At 50.8% G+C, this 15,146-nt stretch carries 15 protein-coding genes; 9 read left to right on the top strand and 6 right to left on the bottom strand.

All coding sequences use genetic code 11. From position 1 onward, the window contains the following. The first annotated feature begins 16 nt into the window (after window positions 1-16). Window positions 17-280 (top strand): YheV family putative zinc ribbon protein, encoded by a 264-nt coding sequence (locus BFW38_RS01380; RefSeq protein WP_069000128.1) that lies wholly within the window; start codon window positions 17-19, stop codon window positions 278-280. Window positions 281-463: 183 nt separating this feature from the next. Here the strand turns inward: BFW38_RS01380 and BFW38_RS01385 are convergent, their stop codons facing one another. Both BFW38_RS01385 and coaD read right to left on the bottom strand, forming a co-directional pair. After that, window positions 464-718, bottom strand: a complete 255-nt coding sequence (locus BFW38_RS01385; RefSeq protein ID WP_068996779.1) for a YfhL family 4Fe-4S dicluster ferredoxin — start codon at window positions 716-718, stop codon at window positions 464-466. Window positions 719-809: 91 nt separating this feature from the next. Beyond that, a complete protein-coding gene (coaD, locus tag BFW38_RS01390; protein ID WP_068996780.1) occupies window positions 810-1,295 on the bottom strand; it encodes a pantetheine-phosphate adenylyltransferase in 486 nt (161 codons plus the stop codon). Here coaD and BFW38_RS01395 point away from each other — a divergent pair. Beyond that, window positions 1,294-1,479: a hypothetical protein gene (locus tag BFW38_RS01395; RefSeq protein WP_068996781.1), complete on the top strand. Its 186-nt coding sequence runs from the start codon at window positions 1,294-1,296 to the stop codon at window positions 1,477-1,479. The two genes, coaD and BFW38_RS01395, sit on opposite strands and share 2 nt — an antisense overlap. Here the strand turns inward: BFW38_RS01395 and rsmD are convergent. Next, entirely contained in the window at window positions 1,456-2,139 is a 684-nt protein-coding gene (gene rsmD / locus BFW38_RS01400) for a 16S rRNA (guanine(966)-N(2))-methyltransferase RsmD (protein WP_245686045.1), read from the bottom strand. The two genes, BFW38_RS01395 and rsmD, sit on opposite strands and share 24 nt — an antisense overlap. 159 nt (window positions 2,140-2,298) lie before the next feature. Between rsmD and ftsY the strand changes: the two genes are divergently transcribed. The 4 genes from ftsY to rpoH all read left to right on the top strand — a co-directional run bounded on the left by ftsY (window position 2,299) and on the right by rpoH (window position 6,746). Further along, the gene (gene ftsY, locus BFW38_RS01405) at window positions 2,299-3,693 is read left to right on the top strand and encodes a signal recognition particle-docking protein FtsY (RefSeq protein WP_068996782.1); all 1,395 of its coding nucleotides are present in this window, start codon (window positions 2,299-2,301) and stop codon (window positions 3,691-3,693) included. Window positions 3,694-3,708: 15 nt separating this feature from the next. After that, window positions 3,709-4,404: a cell division ATP-binding protein FtsE gene (gene ftsE, locus BFW38_RS01410; RefSeq protein ID WP_068996783.1), complete on the top strand. Its 696-nt coding sequence runs from the start codon at window positions 3,709-3,711 to the stop codon at window positions 4,402-4,404. Continuing rightward, entirely contained in the window at window positions 4,401-5,537 is a 1,137-nt protein-coding gene (gene ftsX, locus BFW38_RS01415; RefSeq protein ID WP_084004383.1) for a permease-like cell division protein FtsX, read from the top strand. Before ftsE ends, ftsX begins: the two co-directional genes overlap by 4 nt. 336 nt (window positions 5,538-5,873) lie before the next feature. Next, a complete protein-coding gene (gene rpoH / locus BFW38_RS01420) occupies window positions 5,874-6,746 on the top strand; it encodes an RNA polymerase sigma factor RpoH (protein ID WP_068996784.1) in 873 nt (290 codons plus the stop codon). A gap of 334 nt (window positions 6,747-7,080) precedes the next feature. Here the strand turns inward: rpoH and BFW38_RS01425 are convergent, their stop codons facing one another. Next, complete coding sequence (locus tag BFW38_RS01425; RefSeq protein WP_068996785.1) at window positions 7,081-7,857, bottom strand: ATP-binding cassette domain-containing protein; 777 nt, start codon at window positions 7,855-7,857, stop codon at window positions 7,081-7,083. An 84-nt stretch (window positions 7,858-7,941) separates the two neighbouring features. Beyond that, entirely contained in the window at window positions 7,942-8,982 is a 1,041-nt protein-coding gene (locus BFW38_RS01430) for a FecCD family ABC transporter permease (protein ID WP_218186343.1), read from the bottom strand. A 615-nt stretch (window positions 8,983-9,597) separates the two neighbouring features. On the opposite strand from BFW38_RS01430, the gene mqo reads away from it, so the two are divergent. Beyond that, window positions 9,598-11,100, top strand: a complete 1,503-nt coding sequence (gene mqo / locus BFW38_RS01435; RefSeq protein WP_069000132.1) for a malate dehydrogenase (quinone) — start codon at window positions 9,598-9,600, stop codon at window positions 11,098-11,100. Between the two features lie 117 nt (window positions 11,101-11,217). Here mqo and BFW38_RS01440 read toward each other — a convergent pair whose 3' ends face one another. Further along, complete coding sequence (locus BFW38_RS01440) at window positions 11,218-11,871, bottom strand: histidinol-phosphatase (protein ID WP_069000133.1); 654 nt, start codon at window positions 11,869-11,871, stop codon at window positions 11,218-11,220. Window positions 11,872-12,322: 451 nt separating this feature from the next. Here BFW38_RS01440 and BFW38_RS01445 point away from each other — a divergent pair, with 451 nt between their 5' ends. Then, window positions 12,323-12,823, top strand: a complete 501-nt coding sequence (locus BFW38_RS01445; RefSeq protein WP_068996786.1) for an RNA pyrophosphohydrolase — start codon at window positions 12,323-12,325, stop codon at window positions 12,821-12,823. 45 nt (window positions 12,824-12,868) lie between these two features. Next, a complete protein-coding gene (gene ptsP / locus BFW38_RS01450; protein ID WP_084004760.1) occupies window positions 12,869-15,139 on the top strand; it encodes a phosphoenolpyruvate--protein phosphotransferase in 2,271 nt (756 codons plus the stop codon). Window positions 15,140-15,146: the final 7 nt, after the last annotated feature.

Genomic DNA, 15,146 nt, shown 5'->3' on the forward strand with positions numbered 1-15,146 from the left:
GAGGCAGGAGATGCGCATGACTGATGAGAAAGCACCCATTAAACGCTTTATTGCTGGGGCCGTATGCCCGCGTTGTAGTGCGATGGATAAAATTAAGGCCTGGAGTGTTGGCGATATTCAGCACCGTGAATGTGTGGCTTGTGGTTTCCATGACAGTATGGACCCAAACCAGCAAGGCGCTTCAGGAGGGCTCAATGAAGAGCTGCCGACGCGAGTGAATCACATGGAGGATGACCCACAAAATGAAATCAATGTGGTGAAGATTCTGGATCCTCGGTGATCGAAGGGTTGGATCGTCTTGTTGAGCGTCAGCGCACTAGATGAAGCGTTAGAGCGTGAGAAAAAAGTGGAATCAATACAAAGGCCTGCGGATGCAGGCCTTTTAGATATTAGAAGCGCTTGCCTAGTAGAAACGTTTATATAGAAGAAACGCTCATTTTCAGCACGTCCGGCTTATATTGAGTTAGCCCATCGCCGCCGTAATAATCTTGTACTTGGCCATCAGGTCGTCTTTGCTTTCCTTGTGATTGGGATCGTGAGGAATGCACTCAACGGGACAAACCTGCTGACACTGGGGCTCATCATAATGACCTACACACTCTGTACAGAGGTTCGGGTCAATGACGTAAATTTCTTCCCCGGCGGAAATAGCGCCATTGGGGCATTCCGGTTCGCAGACGTCGCAGTTGATGCATTCGTCAGTGATATAAAGTGCCATGATTGGGTCCTCGACTGGCATCAGAATTCAGGGCAGTTATGTCAGGTGTCACTGCGCCTGATTGATATCATCATGCTTAAATCAGGTTGGCTTATGAGGTATAGCCAAAGTGTTCGCTGAGTGCGCGTGCGACTGATGGGTGGACAAACTTGTGCACATCCCCTCCGAGACTGGCCACTTCGCGCACCAGTGTCGATGAAATGAACGATAAATGTTCTGATGGCGTTAAAAATAAGCTTTCCACCTGAGGTGCCATGGCGCGATTCAGATTCGCCAGTTGCAGCTCATATTCAAAATCTGAGACGGCGCGCAGACCTCTGAGAATAATATTGGCTTGCTGTTGTTTTAGAAATTCGGTCAATAAACAATCAAAACCAATGACTTCGACATTGGCATGTTCTGCTAACACTTCTTGCGCCAGTGCAACACGTTGAGATAGTGATAGCGCGGGTTGCTTCTTGGGGCTGGCCGCAATGGCCACTAGGACACGATCAAAAATACGTGTGGCTCGGCTGATCAGATCAGCATGGCCGTTGGTGATCGGATCAAAAGTACCGGGATAAACAACTAGGCTCATGAAGGAATCCACGTTGGGTGTTGTGGTGCCTGTAAATCATGCCAATGCGGTCGGCATTTTAGCAGATGGCACCCCGATTCAACCACCTGAGTTCCATTCGGGGTGGCACGGTAATGAGTCTTGCCATGATGGCACTGCGATGCGGACATTAAGTCATGATTTAAGAAGCTTGCCGTTGCAGTAATTTGGCACTGACTTGTCCGGATTTTTTTTCTCTGTAAATCAACCAATTAGAAGGGAGTTGAACATCTTTAAGATCTTGCTCATGCTCAATGTAAATCCAAGCATTAGGTGCAAGCCAACCCTGTTGCTCGAGTGCTTGGCAGCTCTCAGACAGTAAGTTTTGATGGAACGGGGGATCAACAAAGGCGATATTGACCGGTCCTCCAATGGCTTCAGGGCCCTGTTGGAGCCATGTGAGTGCATCGGTTTGTATGACTTTGGCGCTCGGGTGCTCAGGTGCCAGTTGTTGCAGCAAGGTGTTGAGATGTCGACTCACCTGGGGCGATAGTTCACTCCAATAAACGGCACTGGCTTGGCGTGATAATGCTTCAAAGCCCAGCGCTCCTGTACCTGCGAAAAGGTCGAGGCAACGGCTGTAGGGCACTTCAAACTGCAGCCAGTTAAATAGTGTTTCGCGCATTCTATCGGTGGTGGGGCGCAACCCATCACCAGAGGGCACTGTTAATTTACGGCCACGCCATTGGCCCCCAATAATGCGAATTTGCCCGGTTGCGCTGGTCGCAGATCGGTTTCGGGCCGCTGATTGGGGTTGTTTGTGGCTTTTTTGAGCCTCTCGCATTTTATGAGGGACTCGTGCTTTTTGAGGGGCTCGTGACGCCATGGGCCTGTTCTCTAGCTTGTCTAATAGGCGCTGATTGTATCCCGCATGCGGTGCGGGTGGTAGGATAAGCGACGATTAAGGTTGTTAGTTTGAGATGTCTCGATTGACAGCCTCTCCTTTTCGATTGAATGCTGACTCGTTGCCAGGATTGAACTGTCCATGTTCGGATTCTTTAAACGTAAGAAAAATACCCCCGCCCAAACACCGGAAGAGACTTCAGAACAGCTTGAAGATGCTCTGGTTGAAAGCTCTGAGGCTGAAAGTGCTGCGGTTGAAGGTGCTGAGGCTAAAAGTACTGAAGTTGAAGGTACTGAGGCTAAAAGTACTGAGGTTGAAGGTACTGAGGTTGAAAGTACTGAGGTTGAGGCGACGCCAGAACCGCTTGAGGAGGCTTCTAAGCTTGATGAGTCAGTCGTCCTGACGGAGGCTGAACAGGAGGCGATAACGCCTACTCCTGAAGAAGCGTCCGGCTCGACGCCTGTCGAATCAGCGTTGACTGAAACTCAGCCGTCACCAACTGAAGCGCTTGCACCTGAGGCGACATCGACACAGGCTTTGCCCGAGCCCGAGCCCGAGCCCGAGCCCGAGCCCGAGCCCGAGCCCGAGCCCGAGCCAAAGAAACAAGGTCTTTTTGCGCGCTTAAAAGCAGGTCTTTCTCGCACCCGAAGTGGCCTCACTGAAGGGCTGGCCAGCTTGTTTCTGGGGGCCAAAGCCATTGACGATGAGCTTTTGGAAGAGCTGGAAACGCGCTTGCTGATGGCCGATGTCGGCATGACGGCGACGACAGAAATTATTGAACGTTTGACCGCACAGGTGAAACGCAATGAGCTGAATGATGCTCAAGCACTGTTTACAGCCTTAAAAACTGAGTTACGCGAGCTGCTGGTGCCTGTCAGTGAGCCATTGGTTTTGCCGAAGACCTCTGGACCGAAAGTCATCCTGATGGTCGGGGTGAATGGCGTTGGTAAAACGACGACTATTGGTAAATTGGCGAAGCGTTATAAGCATGAAGGCCTCAGTGTCATGCTTGCGGCTGGGGATACCTTCCGTGCGGCCGCAGTTGAGCAACTCCAGGCTTGGGGCGAACGAAACCAAGTGCCTGTGGTGGCGCAGCATACAGGCGCTGATAGTGCCAGTGTTGTCTATGATGCGCTTCAGGCTGCGCAGTCGCGTGGGGTTGATGTCTTGATCGCTGATACTGCCGGACGTTTGCATAACAAAAGCAACTTGATGGAAGAGCTGCGTAAAGTCCGTCGTGTCATGCAGAAGTTACAGCCCGATGCTCCCTTTGAAACACTGTTGGTGCTGGATGCTGGGACTGGACAAAATGCACTGAATCAGGCGCGTGAGTTCCAGCAGGCGGTTGAGGTGACAGGGCTTGCTTTAACCAAGTTAGATGGGACAGCAAAGGGTGGCGTGATCTTTGCTCTAGCCCGTGAGACCGGACTGCCTGTGCGCTTTATTGGTGTCGGTGAGCAAGCAGAAGATCTGCGTGACTTTGACGCTGAGGCTTTTGTGGAGGCGCTGCTTGATCTGCAGGAGGAGGCAGCCTAAGGCTGATGCGTCACTATGATCCAGTTTTCCAACGTATTCAAACGCTATGAAAATGGTCACGAAGCGCTACAAAATGTCAGTTTTCACTTGCCTAGCGGAGATATGACGTTCCTGACAGGGCATTCAGGTGCAGGTAAAAGTACCCTGTTGAAGTTGATGATGCGTATGGAAGTGGCCACGCGGGGCAGTGTGGTGATTGATGGTCAACAATTGTCACGTCTTAAACCTCATCATGTGCCCTTCTTGCGCCGTAAGATTGGCGTCGTGTTTCAAGATCACCAGTTGTTATTTGATCGTACTGTTTTCGACAATGTTGCTTTACCTTTGGTCATCGAAGGGATGGACCCGCGTGAAATCGGGCGTCGTGTGCGCGCCGCACTGGATAAAGTGGGTCTTTTATCTAAAGAAAAGCTATCGCCGATCATGCTCTCTGGAGGGGAGCAACAACGTGTGGGGATTGCACGAGCCGTGGTGAATAAACCCCCGATTTTATTGGCGGATGAGCCGACCGGTAACCTTGACCCTCAGTTGTCAGCAGAAATCATGCAGTTGTTTCGCCAATTTAATGCCGTTGGGGTAACGGTGATGATCGCCACCCACGATCTAGAATTGGTTCAGCGAATGGCTCGCCGGGTCATGGTCTTGAAAGATGGAGCGATGATTCATGACGCGCCTTTTAAACCCCAAGCCGCGACAGGAGGTGAGGGATGAGTCGAGATGATTCTCGCCAGTCTGGTGGAAACCCTGGTGGCAAAACCGGCGGCAAAGGCGGAGCGAGTTATTCTGAGCGTTGGGGGCGTCAGCAACCCACTAAAAAGCGAGCCCCTGTTAAACGCACTAAACGCCGTGAGCCTGAAGCTGAAATCTCATCTCGTCGTGGTGGTAATGCTCAGATCAGCCGTGTGGATGCGCAGGAACGACTATCGAGTTGGAAACGACACCATCGACAAATGGCCATCGATAGTTTTCGCCGCATGCTGAAATCACCGGTCGCCAGTTTGATGACTTGGCTGGTGATTGCGATTGCCTTGGCATTACCTACGGGGCTTTATCTGTTTTTGAACAACGCGCAACTGGTATCGAGTAATTGGGATGGGGCCGCTCAGATGTCGGTATATCTGAAGGCCTCAGTCAATGATGAGCGTGGACGTGATCTGACGCAGGAATTAAAGCTGCGCCAAGATGTTGCTGACGCTCATTTTATTTCTCAGGCCCAGGCGTTGGAAGAGTTTCGAACCTTCTCTGGGTTTGGCGATGCGCTGAAGTACCTGGATGACAATCCTTTGCCGGCCGTCATTGTGGTGCGTCCTGCGGCTGCAAGCCTTGGCACTTCCGCAGTCGCCTTGCAAGAACACTTAATGAATCAGCTTAAGGCCATGTCTGATGTCGATGAAGTACAGTTGGACTTGGCTTGGGTGAAGCGACTCTACTCTATTATGGCGTTAGGCGAACGCGCCGTAACCGCTTTGGCATTGCTCTTAGGGGTTGCCGTTTTGTTGGTGGTCGGTAATACCATTCGGTTAGCCATTGAAAGCCGACGTCAGGAGATTGTGGTCGTGAAGTTGGTCGGCGGGACCAATGCATTTGTCCGTCGTCCCTTTTTGTATACCGGTATCTGGTACGGGTTAGGTGGTGGGGTTCTGGCCTGGTTGTTGATTAACCTGGCCTTGATTTGGTTGGCAGGCCCGGTTCATGCATTGGCCAGTGCGTATGCCAGCGACTTTGAGCTATTAGGGCTGGGATTCACAGATTCGGTATTGCTACTCTTATGTAGTACACTATTAGGCTGGCTGGGCGCTTGGTTAGCTGTTGGACGTCATCTTGGGGCTATTGAGCCTCAATAATGGTGTTGTGGTGTTTTTGTCGCCGCTTGAAGTCCATGAGCTTTGATTGGGCCCCTCGTATGATGGTCGAGACTCTCGTGTAAAAAACTTGCGTATAAAAAACGAGAAGAGCAGGCATGTTGTATCAGTGCCCAGTGACAGACCTGAGTGACGAGTGACTTGTTTGTGAGTCATTGATCCGTGAATTGTTTGTCTTTGAACTCTTTGTCAGTATATGGCGACAGTTTATTGAGGAACTCTTCAGGTTCATTGTCGTCATATAGGTTTGTGAGCGAATCGGTGTTATGACGATTCTAAATTCGTTGTAAGGTCAAGAGACTTGAGACGGAGCATTCCATGAATAAGCAACTGCAGGTGGTCGATGTTCTAAGCCCTGGGCGTGATCTCAGTGCTTACATACAGACAGTGAACAGTATACCGCTGTTGACTGTTGAGGAAGAAAAGCATCTGGCAGAGCGCCTGCATGAGCACAGTGATTTAGAGGCAGCGCGTCAACTGGTGCTGTCCCACTTGCGCTTTGTAGTGCATATTGCCAAGAGCTATAACGGTTATGGTCTGCAGCAGGCTGACTTAATCCAGGAAGGTAATGTTGGCCTGATGAAGGCTGTTAAACGTTTTGATCCGACAATGGGTGTGCGCCTTGTATCCTTTGCCGTGCACTGGATCAAAGCGGAAATTCATGAATTTGTATTACGTAACTGGCGCATTGTTAAAGTCGCCACGACTAAAGCTCAGCGTAAGTTATTCTTCAACTTGCGGAGTGCGAAAAAGCGCCTGAATTGGCTTAATGGCGCTGAAGTTGATGCGATTGCCGAAGACTTGAACGTTAAGCCTGAAGTCGTCCGTGAGATGGAAGGTCGCTTGTCTTCAAATGATGCGGCTTTTGATGGCGATCCTTCCGCTGATGATGATGATCATGCGGCTTGGGCGCCTGCTCATTTCCTGGATGATGCTTCTCAGGATCCGGCGCTTCAGCTGGAAGAGGAAGACTGGGAGAGTGATTCAAGTAGTCGCCTACAGCATGCGATGTCAGAACTTGATGAGCGTAGTCGTGATATTTTGCAGCAGCGTTGGTTGGCTGAAAACAAGGCCACATTGCATGAGTTGGCTGACGTCTATGGTGTGTCCGCTGAGCGGATTCGTCAGCTCGAAAAGAATGCGATGAAAAAGGTACGTAAAGCGATGGAAGCGGACATGGTTGTCGCTTGATACTGAAATCTTTAATTTTATTCGCAATGCAGTTCAAGGTTTCTTTGTGAAGTGCTTGTGTCGCAAATTGCTTTGTAGGAAGCGTCTTTGTAGAACGTGTTTCTGTTGAAAATGCCTATGCAGTGTGTTGTTAAGTTCCTTTGAGATTTGTCCTTGTGATTGGATGCCGCCTATTGGGCGGCATTTTTTTATCGTTGTTGATCTATCGAGTGACTCTTTTCCAATGACGTCTCATACGTCAATTTTATGCGTACATTTCATACGTACCTCTCATACGTACATTTCATACTTGCATCCATACGTACATCTCATACACGCATTCCAAGAAAACGGCTTAGCGCGTCAGGATGATCGGCCATGGGGTGAGGTCGTGGCGAACTTCGGCATCTAACTGAAAGTGATCTGCGAGGTGTTGTGAGGTCAGCACTTGATGAGGGGTACCATTAGCCACCAGTGTTTGCTGATTAAGCAACAGAAGTTGTTGGCAGTAGCGTGCCGCGAGATCCAGGTCGTGCAACGCGACCACGGTGCAAACCCCTCTTTGGCCCAGTGTTTGTAATGTGCGCAGCAGTCTATGCTGATGAGAAAGGTCCAGTCCGGTGAGTGGCTCATCTAGAAGTAAAAGTCGAGGGGTGTCGTCAAGCGGCCAGACTTGTGCCAGTGTTCTAGCCAATTGAACGCGCTGACGCTCGCCACCTGAAAGTGAGTGCAGTGTGCGTTCGAGCAATGACTGGATGCCAAGTGCGGCTATCGCGCCGGCTAACGCAGGGTGTTCCGCCCACTGGTCGCTTTCTGTCGTGAGGTCCGCATGTGGGGTTCGGCTGAATTTCAACCAGTCGGAAACGGGGAAATCAAAGCTGGCTTCCGGCCTTTGGCTCAGGCAGGCCCTGACTTGGGCGAAATCAAGGGCTGGCCATTCGGTGATGGGTCGCTGGTTCCAATAGACCTGACAGGATTCTGCTCGATCCCCTGCCAACGCTTCAATTAGGCTACTTTTACCGGCGCCATTGGGGCCAATGAGGCCAATGAGGCCTGGCGCACACTGAAAATCTAAGTGGTTCAGTATGATTCTGTGTCCGCGTGATAGCGATAGTGAGCGCACGTCGAGCATGAATGGGCCTTCGTTTGCAGGTTGGCTTTTTATTCGTCATTCGAGCATATTTTAAAGCGGCTCGTCCGCGCCAGGTTGATAGGGCTACATGGGTAGCGCTCGACGGCCCAGTAGCAAGTGAATAAATAATGGTGTGCCGATTAAGGCAAGCATAAGTCCGGGTGGCAAGATCTGTGGAGCCAGCAGGGTTCTACCTAATAGGTCTGCGAGTAAGAGTAAGGCCGCACCGCCAATCATGCAGAGTGGTAGCAGTCTGGTATGTCCTGGGCCGACAATTAATCGCAAAATATGCGGCAGAATCAAACCAATAAATCCAATTAAGCCGCATAAGGCAACACTGGTGGCGGTGAGTACGGCAATCCAAAATACGGTTTCACGCTGCAGGCGTTGTACCGGCCAGCCTAGATGTCGACAACTCGCTTCTCCCATAGAGAGTAGATCTAGCCCTCGGGCAAGCCAGTTGAGGCGGATAATCGCGAATAACAAGATGCTGCCCATCACACCCAGTAAAGGCCAGTCTGCTCTTTCCAGGCTCCCGAGTTGCCAGAAGAGTAGCCAGCGCAATTGATCTCCTGTGGCTCGCCAGGTCATGAGTGTCAGAAGTGCCGTCACTAAGCTGTTCAATGCCAATCCGGCCAGTAATAGACGGGCCATGCTTCTTTCATGACGTCGACTGAGTCGCCAAGTGAGCCAAGCGACCAATAGTGCACCGACCAACGCTGCTGGAATGAGTAATCCACGAGGCAGGTTGGGCCAAATAATAATCAGTGTGGCCGATGCCAGTGCGGCGCCAGCACCTATACCGAGCAGCCCGGGATCTGCGAGTGGATTGCGGGTAAGCCCTTGCATGAGCGCGCCTGAGAGTGCCAGTGCGGCGCCCGCCATCATGCCCAAGAGTGCGCGGGGTAAGCGTAATTCCCATACGATTTGTTCGGCGAGGGCTTCGCCTTGACCCATCAAGGCTTGCGCCAGTTGGTCTCGGCTAATTGATAAGCTGCCCGTATTGAGCTGAAGGGATAGTAAAACAGCACACCCTATGGCCAGCAGGGCCATCAAAATATGATATTGGCGCCGTCTAGAGAGTGGGTCTGAAGGCGTGCTCAGAAAACTTAGCGGTGGCAGCATTGTAACCATCGTTCCTTAAATCGCCGATTGGGTGATGATATCAGTATCCTGAGCTTTAAGTGGTATTTGGGGATTATTTTTATTAGTCGTTGGTCTTAAATTAATGGGTTCTTCAACATCTTTTTAAAGCTGGATATCGGCGCGCTTTAGCGCTATAGATATGATCTATTCAGGTTTTTTGCTGCAGTTGCGAGCTGGGCGCCGTGGAATTGAGGCCAACCTTATGATCCCTATAAGGTTTTGCCTGGGTTGACTATGAGGCGCTGATCCCTTCTGATATCACATAGATGACGCGCCGTCAGGTCAATTTATTCAGATCTGGTGGCCATGCGGTGAATCTGTCTTGCAATCTTGTGGCACCACCCTCTACCTTGATGGAACCACAGTCGTGAGGCCTCTGAAGAACCGTTTTCATCAGGTTTTGATCAGATCTGATGAAAGAGACCACCTTGATTTCCTGACGTTACTCCAGATAAAGCGTTAGCTTTCTTCTTCATATGGAGTGACGCAGCGCGCCACCTTTGATCATGACAACGGTTAACCATGACAGCATGATGAATCCTTGCGTTCAGGCTCTCTTGGTTAGCCTATCATTCCGCTATGTCGTTTCGGGTGATGATCGTGAAAACAGCTGATGTGATGCTAGTCGGGGCCGGAGCCATGAGCTCGACCCTAGGCATGATGCTTAAGCAGCTTGATCCTGCGTTGAGCATTATGATGGTTGAGCGCCTTGACCAGGTGGCCCAGGAAAGTACTGATGCGTTGAATAATGCAGGGACAGGCCATGCCGCCTATTGTGAGCTGAACTATACCCCTGAGTTGTCAGATGGCAGCATCGATATTCGTAAAGCACTCAGAATTAATGCATCCTTCGAGCTGAGCTTGCAGTTCTGGTCATACCTCGTGTCTCAAGGCATGCTGCCTGAGCCTAAAGCCTTTATCAACATTGCGCCGCACCAAAGTTTTGTCTGGGGTGAGAAGAATGTTGAGTTTCTGCGTAAGCGTTATCGCACCTTGAGCCAGCATCACCAGTTTTTAGATATGGAATTCTCGGAAGATCCTGAGGTGCTGGCAAAATGGATGCCGTTGGTGATGAAAGGGCGGCCTAAAGATCAGCCTGTTGCCGGGACTCGCGTGCGTTATGGTTCAGATGTCAACTTTGGTGAGTTGGCTCGGCATATGGTGAAGTATCTTGAAACGCAACCGGGTTTTGATCTTCAGCTCTCTCATAATGTCCGTGATCTGAATCAGACTGCTGATGGCCAGTGGGATGTTGAGTTGGAAAATGTTAAAACCGGGCGTCGGGAAACGGTGCGCTCTCGCTTCGTTTTCCTAGGCGCCGGCGGTGCAGCCTTACCGCTTTTACAGAAGAGTGACATCCCTGAAGGGAAAGGTTACGGCGGTTTTCCTGTCAGTGGTCAATGGTTGGTTTGCCGTGATCCAGCGATTGTGAATCAGCATTTGGCCAAGGTTTACGGTAAGGCGCCGATCGGGGCGCCGCCGATGTCAGTGCCACATTTGGATGCCCGCTATATCAATGGTCAGAATGTCCTGTTGTTTGGTCCTTTTGCCGGCTTTACGACGAAGTTCTTAAAACGTGGCTCCTTTATGGATCTCGTTAAATCTGTCAATGGTAGCAATTTGGTGCCGATGCTCTCAGTTGGCCGCGATAACATGGATTTAACGCGCTATTTGATCAAAGAAGCCATGCAATCTCACAGCTCTCGTGTGAAAGCGCTACAAAATTTTTATCCTGAAGTTAAAGATGGTGATTGGGAGCTAGCGGTTGCTGGGCAGCGCGTACAGATTATCAAGAAAGATCCAGAAAAAGGCGGTAAGTTAGAGTTCGGTACTGAAGTAGTCAGTTCTGCTGATGGCTCTTTAGCCGCTTTGCTGGGGGCCTCCCCGGGGGCCTCTACCTCTGTTGAAGCCATGCTGACAGTATTAGAAACTTGCTTTAAAGATCGTCTCGCCGGTGAATGGCAACAGAAGCTTAAAACGATGATTCCGTCTTATGGGCGTTCTTTAAACGATGAGCCGGAGTTGTTACATCAAGTGAGGGATATGACGTTGACCACTTTGGCGTTAGATCCTGAGCGCGAAGTTGAAACCGCTTGATTGTGTGTTGAGCTGATTAAGTCCTGATGGACTGCTTTTAAAAAGCCGAGCACTGAAGTGTTCGGCTTTTTGGTTATATGCCCGTTATGTGTCAGGGCCGTTATCGGCTGGGAAGGCTTAACGCAAGCTGATAATTGGCCAGCCTTCAGCCTCTGCTCGGGCTCTGAGAGTGGGGTCGGGATCTACCGCGACGGGGTGATCAACCTGTTCCAGCAAGGGAAGGTCATTACGCGAATCACTGTAGAAGTAGCTTCCTGAGAGGGTCATTTGGTGACTTGTTAGCCATTGTTTAAGGCGCGTTACTTTACCTTCCTGGAAGGTGGGTAGCCCTGCAATGCGGCCGGTATAACGACCATCAATGATCTCAGGCTCTACGGCAATCAGGTCGTCGACCTGGAGTGCCTCTGCAATAGGCTCTGTGATAAAACGGTTCGTGGCGGTAATAATCAGTAATGTGTCGCCTGCTTCGCGATGCTTTGAAAGCAGTGATTTGGCCGCAGGGAGCATCATCGGGGTGATGACTTCGGTCATAAAGCGCGAGCGCCATTGCTCAAGTGTTGCGCGATCGTGATTGGCCAAAGGGGCGAGCGCAAATTGTAGATATTCCAAGATATCTAATTGGCCTTCAGTGTATTGCTGGTGAAAGCGATCATTCGCCTGCCGATAGTGCTCTGCATCCACGTACTGATGCCGTACCAGAAATTCTCCCCAGGCGTGATCACTGTCTCCAGCAATCAGCGTATTATCGAGATCAAAAATGGCCAGACTCACCATGTGCTCCTGTTTTACTGAAACGTTTTGTCTACTGAAACGCTTAGCTGCTGTGACGTTTTGAGTAAACCGTTTGGGTGGTGGATACGTTTGCCGAACCGTTGATGGCCTTAAAGGCTGTCAGCTTGATTGCTTTATGGCTTATCGGCACTCGCGAGTACCCTTGAGGGCTGTAAGATATATGAGCTTAAAGATATCAGGCAAACGGCGTTCAGTAATCACTCGATTGTCTCTGTGCACTAATCGCCAAAGTATTTTATAGGTTGTGATGGTATGCCGTGATGCCAAGTTCCACCCATGATGTCGAGGTTCATCAACCGTTATGTGACTCATTCATATTGAATAATCTTTAACGATTGCCCGAATCAATCGCATACTGTCTAGTGTGCAAATTGAATAGCTTCAGTGCTTTGTGGAACAATGGCATTAAGTCTTGGTGAGGTAATCGTGTGTGATTGATGAGGATGGGTATAGACCCAACGTCGGCATCATTATTGCGAATGCGCGTGGAGAGGTGCTTTGGGCGCGTCGCTGCGGGCAGGATGCATGGCAATTTCCGCAAGGTGGTATCAAACAGGGAGAGTCCCCTGAAGATGCCCTTTATCGTGAGTTGCGAGAAGAGATTGGTCTGGATCCGGAGCATGTTCAGGTACTGGCCTGTACCCGTGGCTGGTTGCGCTACCGGCTGCCCCGACGCATGATTCGGCGCCATAGTAAGCCTTTGTGTGTAGGCCAGAAACAAAAATGGTTTTTGTTGCAGATTCTGTGTGAGGATCGTGAAGTTTGTTTTGATAAATCGACTCACCCTGAGTTTGATGGTTGGCGTTGGGTGAGTTACTGGTATCCACTGGCTCAGGTGGTCGCATTTAAACGTGAGGTTTATCGGCGGGCGCTGAAAGAGTTGTTACCCCGTGTTCACCGTTTAATGCGCGATCAGGGGCATGAGGGTTAACTTTGCCGCTATAGCCTGTCATTGATAGGAGGATAAGGCCACATGATGCTCGAAACCTTGCGCCGCATTGTCCAAGATGTGAGCGCCGCACGAGATTTAAGTACGGCTTTGTCCTTAATCGTGCGGCGTGTGCGTAAGGCCATGGGTACGGATGTTTGCTCGGTTTACTTATATAACCCTGAGCGTGAACGCTATGTTCTGATGGATACGTTGGGGTTGAACCCGGCGGCGATTGGACGTGTGAGCTTAGCACTGAATCAAGGGCTCGTGGGCTATGTCGGCCAGCGTGAAGAGCCGGTGAATCTCGATAATGCACCTGAGCACCCCAACTATCTTTATTTACGTGTCACCGGTGAAGAGCGTTATCACAGTTTCTTAGGGGTGCCCATTATCCACCAGCGGCGCGTATTGGGTGTACTGGTGGTGCAGCAAAAAGCTAAGCGCCGTTTTGATGAGGGTGAAGAAGCTTTTTTGGTGACGATCGCAGCGCAACTTGCTGCTGTGCTTGCTCATGCGATTGCCAATGGTAGCTTAAGCCTTGATCGAGCGGGTCAACGGAAAAGCGTACCTTATAATGGTGTTTCAGCCTCTCCTGGGATTGCTATTGGTGAAGCGGTTGTTGTGATGCCTCCGGCGGATCTGGATGCCGTTCCAGACCGCCAGTGTGAAGATGCCGAAGCAGAAAAAGCGCTCTTTGACCAAGCGCTGATGGCCGTTCGGGAAGATATCGAGGCGCTATCGGCCCGTCTAGCGAAACGTATTAGCCCACAGGAGCAGCTGCTCTTCGAGGCTTATCTTCAGATGCTGGACGAAGCGGCATTGGGCGGCGAGGTTCATAAGCGGATTGATGATGGTCATTGGGCCCAGGGGGCCTTGTCTCATGTCGTTCGACGCCACGTCAAGTATCTCGAAAAGGTTGAGGATGCTTATCTCCGTGAACGTGCAGCGGATATCCGTGACTTAGGGCGTCGAGTGCTGGCTTATCTACAAGCCCGTAGTGATATCCGCCAAGACTACCCTGAAAATACGATTTTAGTGGGTGAAGAGCTGTCACCTGCATTGTTAGGTGAAGTGCCTCGTGAACATCTGGTCGGCCTGGTTTCTGTGCGAGGTTCCAGCAACTCTCATTTGGCGATTTTAGCTCGTGCTATGGGCATTCCTACCGTAATGGGGCTTTCTGACCTGCCTTATAAGCGCCTCGAGAGCGAGTCATTAGTGGTGGATGGTTATCACGGCCAGGTGATTTGCTGGCCGGATGAGATACTCAGTGCGCAGTATCGTGAGCATATGCGGCAAGATGAAGCGCTCACCGAAGAGTTGGAGGTTGAAGCACGCAAGCTGTGCGAAACACTCGACGGTCATCGGGTTCCTTTGCTGGTGAATACAGGCTTGGTCGAAGATCAGTCCCGTGCCCAGGCGTTAGGGGCCGAAGGGGTGGGGTTATATCGTACCGAAGTCCCTTTCATGATGGCAGAACGCTTCCCAGGGGAGCAGGAACAAACGCGGATCTATCGTGAGCAATTGGTGGCCTTCGCTCCTTTTCCTGTGGTGATGAGAACACTGGATATTGGGGGCGATAAACCTTTACCTTATTTCCCTATTGAGGAGCGTAACCCCGCACTGGGGTGGCGAGGTATTCGAGTCACGCTCGATCACCCTGAAGTGTTTATGGCTCAAATTCGGGCCATGTTACGTGCCAGTGATGGACTTGAGAACCTGCGTATTCTCTTGCCGATGGTGGCCTCCATGCATGAGGTTGATGAAGCGCGCAAGATGGTGATGCGGGCGCACGAAGAATTACAAAGTAATGAAGGCCTTAAGCTACCAATGCCAAGGATAGGGGCCATGATTGAGGTGCCGTCGATGATTTTTCAAGTCGGCGCTTTGTCTAAACGGGTTGATTTCTTATCGGTGGGTAGCAATGATTTGACGCAGTATCTGCTTGCTGTTGATCGCGACAACCCTCGTGTGGCGGGGCTTTATAATGCGATGCATCCTGCCGTATTACGGGCATTAAATGATTTAGCGTTAAAAGCGCGCAAGTATCAGCTGCCTGTGAGTTTGTGTGGCGAGTTGGCTGGAGATCCGGCGGGAGCGCTGCTATTGATGGCCATGGGGTATCAGGGGTTATCAATGAACCTGTCGAGCTTGCCACGGGTTAAGGCTGCGATTCGTCGGGTGACGTTGGCTCAGGCCAAACAGTTGTTGGTGGCTGTACTGCCCTGTGAGACGACTCAAGAGGTTGAAGATGCCGTGGCGGCATTCAGTCGTGAACATGATCTTGAATGGTTAATTGTGATGCGTCGTAAAGCATAAACAGCGG

The sequence above is a fragment of the Terasakiispira papahanaumokuakeensis genome, from assembly GCF_001709345.1.
In the GTDB taxonomy this organism is placed as follows: domain Bacteria; phylum Pseudomonadota; class Gammaproteobacteria; order Pseudomonadales; family Halomonadaceae; genus Terasakiispira; species Terasakiispira papahanaumokuakeensis.